Annotated in this window: 12 protein-coding genes; 9 read left to right on the forward strand and 3 right to left on the reverse strand. The window is 48.6% G+C overall.

Annotated elements, in window-relative coordinates:
- Positions 1–455 precede the first annotated feature (455 nt).
- From ABH008_RS04510 to ABH008_RS04520, 3 genes are all read left to right on the forward strand, one after another.
- A complete protein-coding gene (locus ABH008_RS04510) occupies positions 456–1,826 on the forward strand; it encodes an SEC-C metal-binding domain-containing protein (protein WP_347988660.1) in 1,371 nt (456 codons plus the stop codon).
- A 448-nt stretch (positions 1,827–2,274) separates the two neighbouring features.
- On the forward strand, positions 2,275–2,799 hold the full coding sequence (locus ABH008_RS04515) for an RNA polymerase sigma factor (RefSeq protein ID WP_347988661.1): 525 nt from the start codon (positions 2,275–2,277) through the stop codon (positions 2,797–2,799).
- A gap of 48 nt (positions 2,800–2,847) precedes the next feature.
- Positions 2,848–3,828 (forward strand): FecR family protein, encoded by a 981-nt coding sequence (locus tag ABH008_RS04520; protein ID WP_347988662.1) that lies wholly within the window; start codon positions 2,848–2,850, stop codon positions 3,826–3,828.
- Positions 3,829–3,846: 18 nt separating this feature from the next.
- On the opposite strand, the gene ABH008_RS04525 is transcribed toward ABH008_RS04520, so the two are convergent.
- Complete coding sequence (locus ABH008_RS04525) at positions 3,847–4,041, reverse strand: hypothetical protein (RefSeq protein ID WP_347988663.1); 195 nt, start codon at positions 4,039–4,041, stop codon at positions 3,847–3,849.
- A 296-nt stretch (positions 4,042–4,337) separates the two neighbouring features.
- Between ABH008_RS04525 and ABH008_RS04530 the strand changes: the two genes are divergently transcribed.
- The 3 genes from ABH008_RS04530 (at position 4,338) to ABH008_RS04540 (ending at position 9,220) form a co-directional block, all read left to right on the forward strand.
- Complete coding sequence (locus tag ABH008_RS04530) at positions 4,338–6,854, forward strand: TonB-dependent receptor (RefSeq protein WP_347988664.1); 2,517 nt, start codon at positions 4,338–4,340, stop codon at positions 6,852–6,854.
- Between the two features lie 37 nt (positions 6,855–6,891).
- On the forward strand, positions 6,892–8,157 hold the full coding sequence (locus ABH008_RS04535) for a PepSY-associated TM helix domain-containing protein (protein WP_347988665.1): 1,266 nt from the start codon (positions 6,892–6,894) through the stop codon (positions 8,155–8,157).
- A 340-nt stretch (positions 8,158–8,497) separates the two neighbouring features.
- Positions 8,498–9,220, forward strand: a complete 723-nt coding sequence (locus ABH008_RS04540; protein WP_347988666.1) for an ABC transporter ATP-binding protein — start codon at positions 8,498–8,500, stop codon at positions 9,218–9,220.
- A gap of 152 nt (positions 9,221–9,372) precedes the next feature.
- Here ABH008_RS04540 and ABH008_RS04545 read toward each other — a convergent pair whose 3' ends face one another.
- The gene (locus ABH008_RS04545; RefSeq protein WP_347988667.1) at positions 9,373–9,654 is read right to left on the reverse strand and encodes a type II toxin-antitoxin system RelE/ParE family toxin; all 282 of its coding nucleotides are present in this window, start codon (positions 9,652–9,654) and stop codon (positions 9,373–9,375) included.
- Entirely contained in the window at positions 9,651–9,935 is a 285-nt protein-coding gene (locus ABH008_RS04550) for a type II toxin-antitoxin system Phd/YefM family antitoxin (RefSeq protein WP_347988668.1), read from the reverse strand. The genes ABH008_RS04545 and ABH008_RS04550 overlap by 4 nt, the downstream gene beginning before the upstream one ends.
- 116 nt (positions 9,936–10,051) lie before the next feature.
- On the opposite strand from ABH008_RS04550, the gene ABH008_RS04555 reads away from it, so the two are divergent.
- Genes ABH008_RS04555 through ABH008_RS04565 form a run of 3 tightly spaced genes read left to right on the forward strand, consistent with a single transcriptional unit; the run spans position 10,052 to position 14,083 of the window.
- Positions 10,052–11,473, forward strand: a complete 1,422-nt coding sequence (locus ABH008_RS04555; RefSeq protein WP_347988669.1) for a DUF3526 domain-containing protein — start codon at positions 10,052–10,054, stop codon at positions 11,471–11,473.
- 1 nt (position 11,474) lies between these two features.
- Positions 11,475–12,941, forward strand: a complete 1,467-nt coding sequence (locus tag ABH008_RS04560) for an ABC transporter permease subunit (protein ID WP_347988670.1) — start codon at positions 11,475–11,477, stop codon at positions 12,939–12,941.
- On the forward strand, positions 12,938–14,083 hold the full coding sequence (locus ABH008_RS04565; protein WP_347988671.1) for an efflux RND transporter periplasmic adaptor subunit: 1,146 nt from the start codon (positions 12,938–12,940) through the stop codon (positions 14,081–14,083). Before ABH008_RS04560 ends, ABH008_RS04565 begins: the two co-directional genes overlap by 4 nt.

A 14,083-nucleotide genomic window follows, 5' to 3' on the forward strand; every position in this document is an offset into this window, starting at 1 on the left:
ATCAAATTAGCCTGAGCGGGCCAGGGCATTCAGCTGCGGCCTGAATCTTTCAATACACCATTTAGCTGTGACGGTTAGATCAATATTTACGGTCTTGGGTCAATGCGGCAATTAGTCACATTTTAAATAGCTGCCGTAATTGATAATCTATGTTTCAACGCTTGTATGCACAGTTCTACCTTTCTTCTCTCTAATCCGGCTTCGCGCCGGATTTTTTTTATTAAAGCTTTCCATCCCAATTTTGCTAGCCCTAATTTTCACGTACACACTGTACTTGAGGTGGCTGACTTGGATAAAATCAAAACCGGGCGCGAAAAATTATTGAACGCTGATGGGCGACGTTCTGCGTCGAAGACTTTTGCATACAAGGCTGAACAGCGGGCAGTAAATCGAGCTTTAAAATCGTCCGCTATACGATAAAATAACTTTCCATTTATTAAGCGTACTAAATCGATATGGCAAAGCTGGGGCGTAATGATCCCTGTCCTTGTGGCAGCGGCAAAAAATATAAACAATGCTGTCTAAACAGCGAAGAAAGCCGGAACACCAATGCTCATTCCGAGGCAATCGCCAAAGCTGTCGATTGGTTGTTGAAGAAACATAAGGCGGCTGTGCACGATGCCATCGACTCGGTATTCTTTGGTGCAATTGATGACAATGATCATGATTTCTTGCAGGGATTAGGCGATGAAGTCATTGAAAATATAATGGGCAATGCCTTTGAATGGCTGCTGGCGGATGGAAATATCATCATCGAAGACGAACAATGCCGGGTAGCGGAACTGCTGCTTAGTAATAACGGCCCGCAGTTTTCTGAGGTGGAACGGCAACGGATCGAATTGCTGTCCACCGTATCGCTCAGGCTCTACGAAATTGTCGAGCTAATGCCGGGGGAATGCTTGATGCTAAGGGATGTGCTCCTTCCCGAAAGCCTTCCGGTTCAAATTCAAAGCGTATCCTGTTCAAAGTCTCTGACCCAACATGACTTTTTAGCGACACGAATACTGCCAATTGACAATCATTTCGAACTATCGGGTGCCGCATACGTTTTCCCTCGTACACGAAGCGGGGAATTGTTGAAAAATCTCCGGGTGGGATTGAAAGGTCGTGAACCTGATTCGGCTTTCGCCAAAGAAATTGCCAGTGTGGTCATTCCGTACCGCTGGCTGGAGTTACTTTTAAACCCCTTTGAACTGCCACCTCTGGCTGAGCAAATGATCGGAGAATCGGCATTGTTCGTAACTGATCTTTATCGTGTTCAGGTCTGGGGGACGTTAGAGAAGGTCTTGGCTGCTGAAGCGAATACTGAAGGCAGTCGCGAGCGGGGTTGGACGTACCTATTGGAGAAAGCTGATAGTCCGCGGCAAATTAGTTTTAGCATTTATCAAAGCAGCCGTCCGGATCGAATCAAAGTGTTTTATCAATCACCGGAATATGCCGACGAAGGCCGATCTTGGTTTGAAGAACTTGCCGGTACAAGCGTTGCGTTACTCTGTCGGGAAATAACCGATCTTGGTGACGTGCTGGCCCATTTTCACTCGGATGAGGCCAAAGAAGCATCGGATTCGACAACGCTCTCGTCAGAGCAATTGATAGAACTCGTCCATAGCGGCGTTCAAGAAATGTATGTTGACTGGGCTGACAAACCATTGCCGATATTGAACGACAAAACTCCCCGTGAGGCTATTCAAACGCCGGAAGGATTGGAAAAGGTGAAATACTTGCTGCATTCTTATGAGTTGATTGATAGGGAGCCTGATGATCCGAAGTATCATGTGCCGCAATTATTTGGCTTTTTATGGGAATCGTTAGGGATAGCACCGTAGATAAAACATAGCATTAGTGGAGTATATATTTATTCGTTTGATTCTCTGCCACCAATTTAATTTATTCATTCAAGATTGCTTGCGATCTAAAATGTGAATTGCCATTTTAGAAGTCCAAATATTTAAACTGTGTTATTTGACGCAGTTTAATTAAGTGTAATAACCTATTTTTTTGACTTTCCGCTTGAGTTAACCTCTATTTAGAGGATTAGTTACTCATCTTGCATTATCTTCTGTGCATTTCTCTCAGTAATATTTATTTACTAATCAACGAATTAAAAATAATTTCCTTACAATTATTGATTGTCGAATTAGGATGATAAATAGTATGGCGTAATTATTGCTGTATTTTCCTGTTTGATTTCTGAATGTTCCTTAAGTATCCATTACGGTTTTGACACTAGCCCTTCAACAGTAAGAAAACTTTAAATTTTGATCCATCTCTAGAATGAACGATTTCGCGCGCAACATGGTTCAGAGTCTTATCGAAAGCCATGAGAAAGATCTGTATAGCATGCTAAGGCGGCGGCTGGATTGCCCGCAAGATGCGGCAGACGTTGCGCAGGAAACTTATCGAAATTTATTAAAAATTGTCCCTACCGACGAGATCCAAAGCCCTAAGGCACTGCTGTTTCATATCGCCGGTCAATTAGCGGTTAATGTGAGGAATCGGCGCAGTTGGCATGATGCCAAACACGAAACCGATGAAATCCTTGCAGAGCATGCTTGTACTGAACAGAACCCTGAACAGCAGTTATCTTTGTCGCAGACCCAAGCGGTTATTCGCGCCGCTATAGACGGCATGCCGGAGAGACGACGAGAAGCCTTTGTGTTACATCGATTCCAGAATTATACTTATCCGCAAATTGCCCAAATACTGGGTATATCCGTGGCCATGGTAGAGAAACATGTGAGCGCAGGAATGCTGACTTGTAGACAGCGGCTGCACGAAGCCGGACTATTGGAACCATAATATGACCTATTGGTCTATCATTCATCTCGAATTACGCGGTAAACAGCGATGAACCAGATATTTGATTTCCCGACTGTTGCTAAGGCAGCGGGCGACTGGTTTGCCAGATTACACGCGCCTGATTGCAGCGATGCAGAACGGGAGGCTTTTGAACGCTGGCTAGCCGCTGATCCGGAACATCGCCGCGAATATCGAAATATGGAAAGCATGTGGCAAGCCATGGGGTCTTTGCAGTCTGTTTATGCGCATCAAGCTAAGGCCCAACCGGTTCAGAGTGTCAGATTCAATCGCCGTCGTTTACTTCCTCTTAGATCCGCAGCCGTATTGGTGTTAGCGGTGGGCATGCTTTGGCAAAGCAGGTATTTTGCCGAACAAAACCAACAGTTCAGTACCGCTGTTGGTCAACAGAGCAGTGTAACGCTAGCCGATGGTAGTGTGCTTGAACTCAATACAGACACGGCCGTTACAGTACACTATACCCGCAGTTCCCGTGAATTGCAGCTCGATCACGGCGAACTGTTTGTGCATGTTGCACACCAGGCTCTACGTCCCTTCGTGGTTAAAGCCGGCGCTGGTGAAACCCGCGACATTGGCACCCAATTTTCGGTTTATCTCAAGCCTGAAGCGACTACCATTACGGTGTTCGAGGGCGAAGTGCAAGTGACTTCCGGTATGGAATCAACTAACCGTTCCATAAGTAATCTGCATGGTGGTGAGCGGATGGCCTATAACGATAAAGGCCGTCAGTCCTTGCAGGAATCCATCGATATTGAGGCGCTACAAGCCTGGCGTCACGGCGACTTAATCTTTCGCGACCAAACATTGGCGCAAGTCATTGCTGAAATCGAGCGCTATCATCACGTTCAGGTCAAACTTTCATCAACACAGCTTGCCGCACAGCGAGTCAGCGGCGTATTCAAGACCCAAGATCTACACGGCATCATCGCGGCCATTGCCGCTCTTCTCGATATCCAAGCCCGTTGGTCCTCGCCGGAGCAGGTTCTGCTTTCGGATGCTCGTCAGCGTTGAAGCAGGTTAAATCAGGTGTCATAAGACAATTGGTTTGCTCTCGTCAGCAGCATCCAATAAAGCGCGATGTGTCAGCGTGTCGCTGACAGAGCCAGCCAGACCACCTGTTCCCTGGTACACAGGTAAAACAGGAACACTGGCTTTGGAAGATAAGTACCGCGACAAAGCATCTTCAATCAAATTATTCAAGGTAGTATGTTTTTGATTAGCCATAAGTTTTGCCTGACTAAGCAAATCATCGTTTAATTCAAGCACTGTTTGCATAAGAAGATTTAATTTAGGTACATGTAGAAACTATGTTAACAAAAAAATGCTAACGACTCTATCTCACTAACCGGTTGAAAAGCTGGTTAACCGCTGTCGCGACAAACCTGACTATGTTATGGCTGCAAGGTTTGGTGAGCAATGGCAAAATATTTTTAATCCAGGAGGTAGGGTATTGGTGGGTGTCGTTTGGCTTATGTATTGTAGGGATCAAAAAGTATCCCTGTAATCCAAGGAGATCGCCAATGCCCAACCAGAACTGCCACTCAGCCCGTTTATATCCGCCGGGTCGAACCGCTAAATCGAATCTGTTATTTCTAAGCCTGACAGCCTTGTTGTCAGGGATTCAGCCAGTGAGCGTCTGCGCAGCAGAGTCCGACATAGAATTACATTTGCCTGCCCAGCCTCTCGCTGCCGCACTTGAAGCATACTCTCAAGACACCGGCATCCAGCTTATTTATCGTCCCGAGGCGGTTGCAGGGTTACAGAGTCCAGCACTCGACGGACGCTTTACCCGGACAGAAGCCCTGGGCCGACTGCTAAAAGGCACAACGCTGAGTGTTCAGCCGGTGGATGATCATACTCTGGCGATAAAGTCGGTAGAGCAAGGTGTCAACAACACTAAGCAATCTATTGATGCGATTACCTTGCCGAAAGTGAATGTGGTCGGCAATGCTATCAACGATACGACAGATCCCTACAACAAAGATTATGCCTTGCCCAACGCCACGACCGGCACCAAGACTGACACACCGCTCATGGAAACACCACTAAATGTGCAGGTGATTTCCAAGCAAGTGCTAAAAGACCAGCAAGTGATTAGCTTGGCGGACGCATTGAAAAATGTTAGCGGGGTTACTGCGGCCGACCAAGCACAATCTGGGGGTACTGATGGCGGGATCGGAACAAGCCAAACCTATTTTATACGTGGTTTTGCAAGCACTACCTTTTTGCGTAACGGTTTTAGAATGACGCAAGGCGGTGGTGTGCGGCAGATGGCGAATACTGAATCCGTAGAAGTATTAAAAGGTTCAGCGGCCATTTTGTATGGACAGGTTGAGCCTGGCGGTATGATTAATATTATCACTAAACAACCTCAGACCACGCCGTATTATGCCGCCAGCCAGCAGTTCGGTTCCTATGACTTGTACCGCACCAGCATAGACGCTACCGGCCCGATCACCAGTGACGACACCTTGTTGTACAGATTGAATATGTCTTATCAAAACAGCGGCTCTTTCCGGGAGTTTGTTGGCTCGGAAGATGTCTATCTTGCCCCGGTATTAAAATGGAACATTGATCCCAAAACCCAGATGACTCTGGAGTTGGAATACAACCGTTCGCATCAAGGTCTAGGTATTTCTTATGTGCCGATGCAGTTTGACACCTCATTTACGCCCGTACCGCGTGGTCGAAACTTCGGTGAGTATTCGCCAGGGACCTCTGAAACGTTTTTCGGTAGTTTCAACTGGTCGCACAAGTTTAACGATGACTGGATGCTAAAGCACAGATTTTCCGTGAATCAACAGCAGGATAACGTTTATCTGATTGCGCCTAGAATTATTGCCGACAATACTGCTACAAGGGTTCATGTAGGTGGATTTTCCGGATATAACACCTATACCAACAACTTGGATTTACTTGGTCATTTTGATACTTATGGCTTAAAGCATACCTTGTTACTGGGTGGCGATCATTATCGTTTGGATGGTAATTCTATCAGCGCAGCTGGATTTACCGGGCTGGACACGCCTGAGTTTTCAACAATTGATGTTAACAATCCGGTTCATCCAGGACCACTTTTTACCCAGCCGTTGCAAAACTATCAAACCATCAAGACCAAGACCGATCAGTTCGGGCTATATGCACAAGATCAAATTAAGTTACCTTACAATTTTCACGCACTGCTAGGGGTTCGATATCAATATTTTAACCAGTTGTCTAGCACATCGTATAACCAAAACATATATGATTTTACTCCAGACTCCTCTTCAGCCTTGACTCAGACAGCGGTGACGCCTAGATACGGATTGTTATGGAAAGCACAGGATTGGCTAAGCCTGTATATGAATTTTACGGAAAGTTTTGGCCCCAACTCCGGTTTGGTCTATCCTGGAAAGTCAATTAAAGCCTCTAGTGCTTATCAATATGAAGGCGGGCTCAAAACCGAATTTTTCGATGGTCGTTTGCGTACCAGCTTCGCCTATTTCGACATAACAAAAACCCACATTACTGCTCAAGATCTAATTCATCAAGGTGCTGGAGGGGCATTTCCATTTTCAATTGATATAGGTAAAGCAAAAACTACAGGACCGGAATTTGATTTACAGGGTGAAATTCTTCCCGGGTGGAATTTCATTGGCAACTATGCCCACATTAATGCTCATATAATTAATCCAGATGGATCGGTTGGCGGTAGATTGTGGAACCAGCCAAGAAATGTAGGCAATGTTTGGACAACATTCGAAATACAAAACGGCGATTTCAAAAGCCTGACTTTCGGCGGCGGCGTTAATATGCAGGATGGTCAGCAAAGTTGCTGTGATGGCTCTTTACATTTTCCGGGTTACGCAACTGTTTCGCTCATGACCGGATATGAAATGAAATTGGGTAAAACAAAACTAAACGCCCAGATAAATATCAACAATCTATTAGATAAAAATTATTTTACTGCTATCGGCACTTCCGCAGGCCAGGGCTATGCAATAGTCGATTATGTCAACCCGCGCTCGGTCATGGCATCGATTGGCATTCAGTATTAATCAGGCATAGAGACTGAACAGACGGCATTTCCCCAATATGAAACGCCACTTCTGGGTACTCATACACCGCTATGCCGGTCTGTTCATGGCATTGGTGCTGACCATCGCCGGGCTAACCGGTAGCATACTGGCTTTTTACCACGAACTGGGCGAATGGCTGAACCCACCTCCGGCCAACAAAGTCGCCATCCTGTCCACACCCATGCTGGACCCATTTGTTTTACGCAAACGAGCCTTGTTGCTGGAACCTCATGCAAGTATCAACAATGTCAATTTAAAACAGGAACCCGGTGAAATATATATCCCCGAATTTGAAGCTAAAATCGATCCGGCCACCCGGCAGCCCTATGAATTGCAGGCCATCAAACTCAATCCTTACACGGGTGAGCAAATCCCCGTTGTATTATCCGCTTCTGCTGAAAATCAAAGCACCGGCTATTGGCCTCTAACGCGTAAAAATATCCTGCCATTTATTTATGCCCTACATTACTCCCTGGCGCTGGGACAGACCGGCTCCTGGTTGTTCGGTATCGCCGCCGTGATCTGGACAGCAGATTGTTTTGTGGGTTTTTATCTGACCTTGCCAGCACGGAAAAAAAACAGCTTGCCAACCGCGGCTCTAAAAGCCGGGCAGACCGGGTGCAATTTCCGGCAACGCTGGTCAATAGCCTGGAAAATAAAATGGCCTAGCTCGAACTTTCGACTTAATTTCGATCTGCATCGCGCCGGTGGCTTATGGACATGGCTAATGCTGCTGATATTTGCCTGGTCCAGCGTTTTGCTTAATTTGGGGGAGCAGGTTTATATTCCGGTGATGAAACAGTTTTTTGAACTGACTCTTGCCAAAGATTACCCCATAGCTGATTTGCCGCAACCGCATCCTGACCCACGTATTGATTTTAAGACTGCTTATCGTAAGGCCCAGGGCTTGATGGCTGAGCAATCACAGCAAAAAGGCTTTATGGTGATGGAAGAGCGATCCATCAGTTACGTTCCGGCCAAAGGCATGTATTGCTACACGGTTAATACAGACTACGATATCGGATCAGGCGGTTTAAGCATGCTGTGGCTGGAAGGAAACGGTAACGAGTTTTCTGCCCTGTATTTGCCAACCGGACAAAAAGCAGGCGATACCATTTCCAACTGGCTGCAATGCTTGCATATGGCCCGAGTCGGCGGCTTGGCCTACAAAATTTTCTTATGTCTGATGGGGTTCGTGGTGGCAATGCTTTCGGTCACCGGGGTTTATATCTGGTGGAAGAAGCGGCATGCGTTGAAATTAAAGTTAAAAATGACGGCATGAGATTTGTTCGTGTTTTTTAGTTTTGCGACCTAATAGATTGAAGTTTTTACCTGCTGTTCGAATTTTCTATTGATCGGTTGGGGGCGAGGAGTTTAGATAATTTAGTTTTATATCAGTAAATACCAGATTTGTTGAAAAATATGAGGATTTTTGATTTCTAAAACGTCTTATCTAAAACAAGAAGCAAATAAGCCAGCGTCCAAACCTGATTTGGCATGAGATCCTTTTCATGGAGTTGGTTTTGATGCAATGAAAGGGGAGAAACGAATTCGACCCATTACCTATTTGCAGTAGGTTGTGAGGGAATTAAAAGCTCCCAGCCGTTAAGGGGGTACTGATCATGTTAGAAGCTTTCGAGCTGAGTAAAAGCTATGGTGCAAACCGTGCTTTGGATACGCTTAATCTTAAGGTTGAACCCGGTGAGATTTTTTGTCTGTTAGGGGCGAACGGCGCGGGTAAAACCACCACCATCCACCTGTTTCTTAACTTTATTGCCGCCAGTTCCGGCTGCGCCCGAATTGGTGGTTACGATGTCAGTCGCGATACCGATCAGGCCAGGCGGTTGGTAGCTTATTTGCCGGAGCAAGTGGCGTTATATCCTCGCCTTTCCGGTATAGAGAATCTTGATTACTTTAGCCGCTTGTCCGGCCATTGTTATCCTAAAAATCAGTTACATAACTTTCTATTGGCGGCAGGCTTGTCGGAGGAATCCCTAGCACGACCAGTTGCGGGCTACTCAAAAGGCATGCGCCAGAAAGTCGGTATTGCCATTGCCTGCGCCAAGGAAGCCAAAGTGCTGTTGCTGGACGAACCGACTTCCGGACTTGATCCGCAAGCTTCATACGAGTTTTCCAATCTGCTGCGCAACCTCGCCGCATCCGGCGTGGCGATTCTGATGGCAACCCACGATTTATTCCGGGTCAAAGAAACCGGCACTCGCGCCGGCATCATGAAGGCCGGCAAAATGCTGGCCCTGTTGAATACCGCCGACACTAGCGCCGCCGATTTGGAGCGGCTTTATCTGGAATACATGCAGGCTGGTTTGTGCAAGGAGGTCGGCTGATGTCCCTGACCCTAGCTGATAAAGAGTTCACCGAGATTCGCCGCGACGGTCGCTCGCGTCTGGCGGCGTTGCAAAGTTGGTTGAGAAAATGGTTGCCAGATTCTTTAGAATGCCGCATGGACTGGGATAAATATGCTTTGCTGCTTTGGGACTTACATCTTAAGCAATTGATGACCTTCAAACACCGTCAATATCGAGATACCGTCGTCTTCGACGCGATAGACAATACGATAACGGTCTACAAAAACCTCGCGAATATCGGCTTGACCCAACTCTGGCACCACTCTGCCTATCAACGCCGAATTGGTGGCATTTCGGGCGCGTTGTCTGAGTTTGTCCACCCATTGCTTGGCGTTTTGAGGACTATTTTGCGCAATATAGGCATAAATAGCGGCAAGATCGTCCGTGGATCGGTCGGTCCAACGCAGTTTCATAGCTTGGCTAGTTTACCTTCCAGAACTTCATCCAGCATTTGGTCATCAATCACCCTGCCAGCCTGCACATCCTCCAGGCCTTGCTGCACTGCGGATATGAATCGGGTTTGGGCATTGAGCCGGTCGAATTCGCTTGGCGACAGCACTACCGCTGCCGGTTTGCCGTTCTGGGTAATGATGATGGAACGGTTGCTGCTGTTGATACTTTTTAAGAGGGCGGAGGCCTGCGTTTTGAACTGGCCCAGCGGCAATATATCTTCGGAAATTTGCAAAGTAGACATGTTCTATACTCTTATCAGATCTGAATTAAGGTCTGAATATAGATATTTTATCGATCAAAGGCAAGCCTTTTTGTCTAAACCTTTCTTACTTCAATTTTGAACGCGGAGCTAGGCTGATGATAAGAACCATTGCTGATAAAGAATTCACCGAGTTTCGCCGCGACGGCCGTTTCCGGCTGGCGGCGTCACTCATGCTGGTATTGCTGATTGCCGGCAGTCTGTTGGGTTGGCGCAATTATCTGGATTTGCAGGCCCAGGCCGAGGAGGCGGCGGAACACGATTATAAGCGCTGGCAACAGCAAGATCCCAAACACCCGCACGATGCCGCGCATAACGGCGTCTATGTATTTAAAACCCCGCGGCCCTTGGCGATGGTCGATGGCGGTATCGAACCCTATGTCGGCGCATCCATCATGAATGGTGCTCATATTCAGGGCGAGGCGGAATTTCCACCCGCTCAGGATATGACGGCTTTACAACGCTTCGGCGACCTCAGTCCGGCGTTGGCAGGACAGGTCTTGCTGCCGTTGTTGGTAATTTTGTTGAGTTTTGCCACCTTTGCAGGCGAACGCGAACAAGGCACTATGCGGCAGTTGTTAAGCATTGGGGTTAAGCCAAGCTGGTTTTTATGGGGTAAAGCGGTAGGTATTGTTGTAGCTCTGGCGAGTGTTTTACTGCCGGTTGCCATCGTCGGCATAGGTATCGCCGCATATCTAGCTGCGCCGGAGTCACGGCTTGACGAAACACTACGCGCTGGTTTGCTGGTACTGGTGTATGGGCTTTATTTACTGATCATGCTGTTTATGTCGCTAGGAGTGTCCGCCTGTTGCCGTTCAGCCCGCACCGCGCTGGTCATTTTGCTGGTGTTCTGGGGTGTCACAGTCTTCGCCATACCGAGAGCTTTGTTGGATGTCAGCGGCCGATTTTACCCGACCCCGGTGAATGTCGAGTTTTGGGGAAAGCTGTCAGATGATTTGTGGCGGGAATGGGGAGAGGGTGCTGATGCCTTCAAGAAAAAACTGCTGGCGGAATACCAGGTCGAAAAAGTCGAAGACTTGCCTTTCGATTATACCGGCCAGGACATGCAAAATGGCGACGAAACGGCCTGGCGGGTTTACGAGCGTTACGACCGGCAGCGCTACGACATTTATGACCAGCAAAGCCGCTTTCTGGAATGGGGCTCCATTATTGCACCGGCAGCCGGTGTTTCGCTGTTATCGATGGCTTTAACCGGCAACGATCTGCCGCAATACCGGGATTTTACCCGGCAGGTTGAAGAGCACCGCCGCACCATGAATACCTTGCTCAACGATTATATCAGCGCCCATCAGCAAAAAACCGCCAACGGTTGGGATAATAGCGCTGGTGTGAAAGGCGATAGCGCCTTGTGGCAAAGCATACCGGCTTTTGTCTATCGTCCACCAAGCGGCTGGACGGCTCTTCGCCCTTACCCGGTGGTGATCGTCATCCTGACGCTATGGCTGATTGCAGCATTCGGTTTCGCCCGCTTTGCTGTCGCGCGTTTGTCAGGACATTGATATGAACAATTTCTCACTGTTTTGGCTGGAATGCCGGCAATTGCGTTATGACCGGGTGTTCTGGGCAACGACGCTAGTCTGTGTGCTGGCTATGTTGTTTGGGTTGACGAATGGCCAACGCTGGGCCGATGAGCAAAACGCACAAATCGCCCATTTCGAGCAGCAAAGCCGCAACCAATACCAGAAGATCCGCAAGCTTGCGGATGAACTGCGGCAGAATAATACACCGTCCGCCGAAAATCTGGCGGCGCGTAATGGCGATCCGCGCTACACGCTGGGCTTTGAAGGCAATAATCTTCAGCATATTTGCCGACGAGCCAATTCCATTTCGGCGCTGACGGTAGGCCAGAGCGATCTATACAACGCCTGTATCCTGGTTTCGGCCTGGGAGGTTGGCGGCGGTTATGATGAACGCCTGCATCGTAATCTGGAAAATCCCTTGCGACTGTTGTTTGGCCGTTTCGATGCCGCTTTCGTGATCCTATTCCTACTGCCAATTGCGATCCTGATCCTTAGCTATAACCAGTTGTCCGGGGAACGGGAGCTCGGTACCCTGCCTTTGCTAGGCTGCCAACCACTGGCGATACGGCGGATCATTGCGGCGCGTTTCGCCGTCAGAGCCTTAGCGTTTTTGCTATTGACCTTATTACCGCTGAGTCTGGCACTATGGATAGGGAGTACTGCTATTAACAATAGCAAATCTATCGGCGAATACTTGGTCTGGCTGACGGCGACAACTGCTTATGCACTATTCTGGTTTGCCTGCGGGTTTTGGGTCAATGCACGCGGCAAAAGCACCGCCGAAAACGGCTTACTGCTGGCAGGTTTGTGGTTGCTGTTGGTGGTGGTATTGCCTGGATGCCTGAATCTTGGTTTGAAACAACTTTATCCTGTGCCTTCACGGATGGAATATATCGACGCCAGCCGGGAAGCGACTCTCGAAATCGGCAAACGTAAAACCGAGTTGCTGGGAAAATACCTGATCGATCATCCGGATCGGGTAAAGATCACCGAACAGGTGAATGTCGACGATTTCATCCAAACCCGGATGGCGATAGACGACGAAACTAAACGGGTGCTGGCGCCAGGCAAAGCGGCATTTGCTGATCAACAGCAGCATCAACGCCAATTTGTTGAACGATTGCGGTTTTTATCTCCGGCGATTATTTATCAGCAAATCACCCAGGTCTTGACCGGACAGGGTCAGGATAGACAACAAGATTTTCTGCAAGCGGTCGGTGACTATCATCAGCGGCTAAGGGCTTTCTATTTTCCACGGTTTGCTCAAGATAGCCCTGGTTTCATCGACTATTCGGAGATCCCTCAATTCAATGATAGTCAGCCCACATTGGCCGAACTGTGGCCGAAGATTATCAGTGATGGATTGGGTCTTTCAATTCCAGCGCTATTGTTGTCTGTGCTTGGTTGGCGTCGCATGCTAAGGGTCAGCGTCAAGGATGATGAATGAAGATAAAACCTGAATCGGCTGTCAGCCTTTCCGGGTTGGCCGAGCTACATCCGGCTCATAAAGCGCCTTGCTGGTATCAATCGCACATATTGAGCTTGGTACCTGTTTTGTTGCTAGGGATTGGTTCATTGGCATCTGCAGCCGAACCGGCACCGGTTCGCACCGCACCGCTATCGCAACTGGCGATCTACCCCCAGTCTGCCGCGCCTGCTGTGGTGGTGAGCTTGAACAATTCGCCGATAGCCTCCCAGGTCGATGCGCTGGTGTTGGATGTTCCGGTACGGGTTGGCGATACGGTTAAAAGCGGAGCGGTATTGGTGCAGTTGTCTTGCCGGGATTTCGAGCTGGAACGGGCAAGGCTGCAAGGTGAAAGACAAGCTACCCAGGCCAAGCTGGAACTATCCCAATGGCAGCTCAAACAGGCGGAAACCCTGGCCCAACAGCAAACCCTGCCGGAAGAACAAGTGCAGGAAAAGCGCTCACAACTTGCCGTGCTGCACGGTGATATCGCCGCCCATGCCGCCCGCATCGAAACCACTGAGCGACAAATCAGCAACTGTACTGTTAAAGCGCCGTTTGCCGGAGTGGTGACGGAACGCTTGATTGCGGTCGGTCAGTTTGCGGCAAAAGGAACACCATTGGTGCGCCTGCTGGACACTAGCCATCCTGAGATATCCGCCCAAGTCTCCAGCCGGGAAACTCCAGCCTTGCAAAATGCCGGTTCGCTGGTTTTTGAACACAACGGCGAAAACTACCCGCTGCATTTGCGTGCGTTGTTGCCGACTATTCGCACCGAAACCGGCACCCAGGAAGTGCGTCTGGATTTTGTTAACGCTAAAGCCGAACCGGGTGCTGCCGGACGCCTGCTGTGGCGCAACAAAATCATGCACATCCCGGCTGAACTACTGGTCAAACGCGGCGAACAATTAGGTGTGTTCGTTAATCAGAACGGCAGCGCGCATTTTCAGGCTTTACCAGATGCGCAAAGTGGCCGTCCTGCAGCGATAAGTCTGCCTGCCGAGAGCCAAATCATCATCACCGGTCAGTTCGTCTTGCAGGAAGGCGTAGCGGTCAAGGTTGAGTCGAAACCTGAAAATGAACTTGGTAAGTCCGAGTCTGTACCGGGCAAGGAAAAACCCTGA

The organism is Methylomonas sp. AM2-LC (assembly GCF_039904985.1).
Taxonomy (GTDB): Bacteria; Pseudomonadota; Gammaproteobacteria; order Methylococcales; family Methylomonadaceae; genus Methylomonas.

Bases quoted from the DNA above. Each gene is read 5' to 3' on its own strand.
- ABH008_RS04510 (WP_347988660.1), top strand. From the start codon at position 456: ATGGCAAAGCTGGGGCGTAATGATCCCTGTCCTTGTGGCAGCGGCAAA.
- ABH008_RS04515 (WP_347988661.1), top strand. From the start codon at position 2,275: ATGAACGATTTCGCGCGCAACATGGTTCAGAGTCTTATCGAAAGCCAT.
- ABH008_RS04520 (WP_347988662.1), top strand. From the start codon at position 2,848: ATGAACCAGATATTTGATTTCCCGACTGTTGCTAAGGCAGCGGGCGAC.
- ABH008_RS04525 (WP_347988663.1), bottom strand. From the start codon at position 4,041: ATGGCTAATCAAAAACATACTACCTTGAATAATTTGATTGAAGATGCT.
- ABH008_RS04530 (WP_347988664.1), top strand. From the start codon at position 4,338: ATGCCCAACCAGAACTGCCACTCAGCCCGTTTATATCCGCCGGGTCGA.
- ABH008_RS04535 (WP_347988665.1), top strand. From the start codon at position 6,892: ATGAAACGCCACTTCTGGGTACTCATACACCGCTATGCCGGTCTGTTC.
- ABH008_RS04540 (WP_347988666.1), top strand. From the start codon at position 8,498: ATGTTAGAAGCTTTCGAGCTGAGTAAAAGCTATGGTGCAAACCGTGCT.
- ABH008_RS04545 (WP_347988667.1), bottom strand. From the start codon at position 9,654: ATGAAACTGCGTTGGACCGACCGATCCACGGACGATCTTGCCGCTATT.
- ABH008_RS04550 (WP_347988668.1), bottom strand. From the start codon at position 9,935: ATGTCTACTTTGCAAATTTCCGAAGATATATTGCCGCTGGGCCAGTTC.
- ABH008_RS04555 (WP_347988669.1), top strand. From the start codon at position 10,052: ATGATAAGAACCATTGCTGATAAAGAATTCACCGAGTTTCGCCGCGAC.
- ABH008_RS04560 (WP_347988670.1), top strand. From the start codon at position 11,475: ATGAACAATTTCTCACTGTTTTGGCTGGAATGCCGGCAATTGCGTTAT.
- ABH008_RS04565 (WP_347988671.1), top strand. From the start codon at position 12,938: ATGAAGATAAAACCTGAATCGGCTGTCAGCCTTTCCGGGTTGGCCGAG.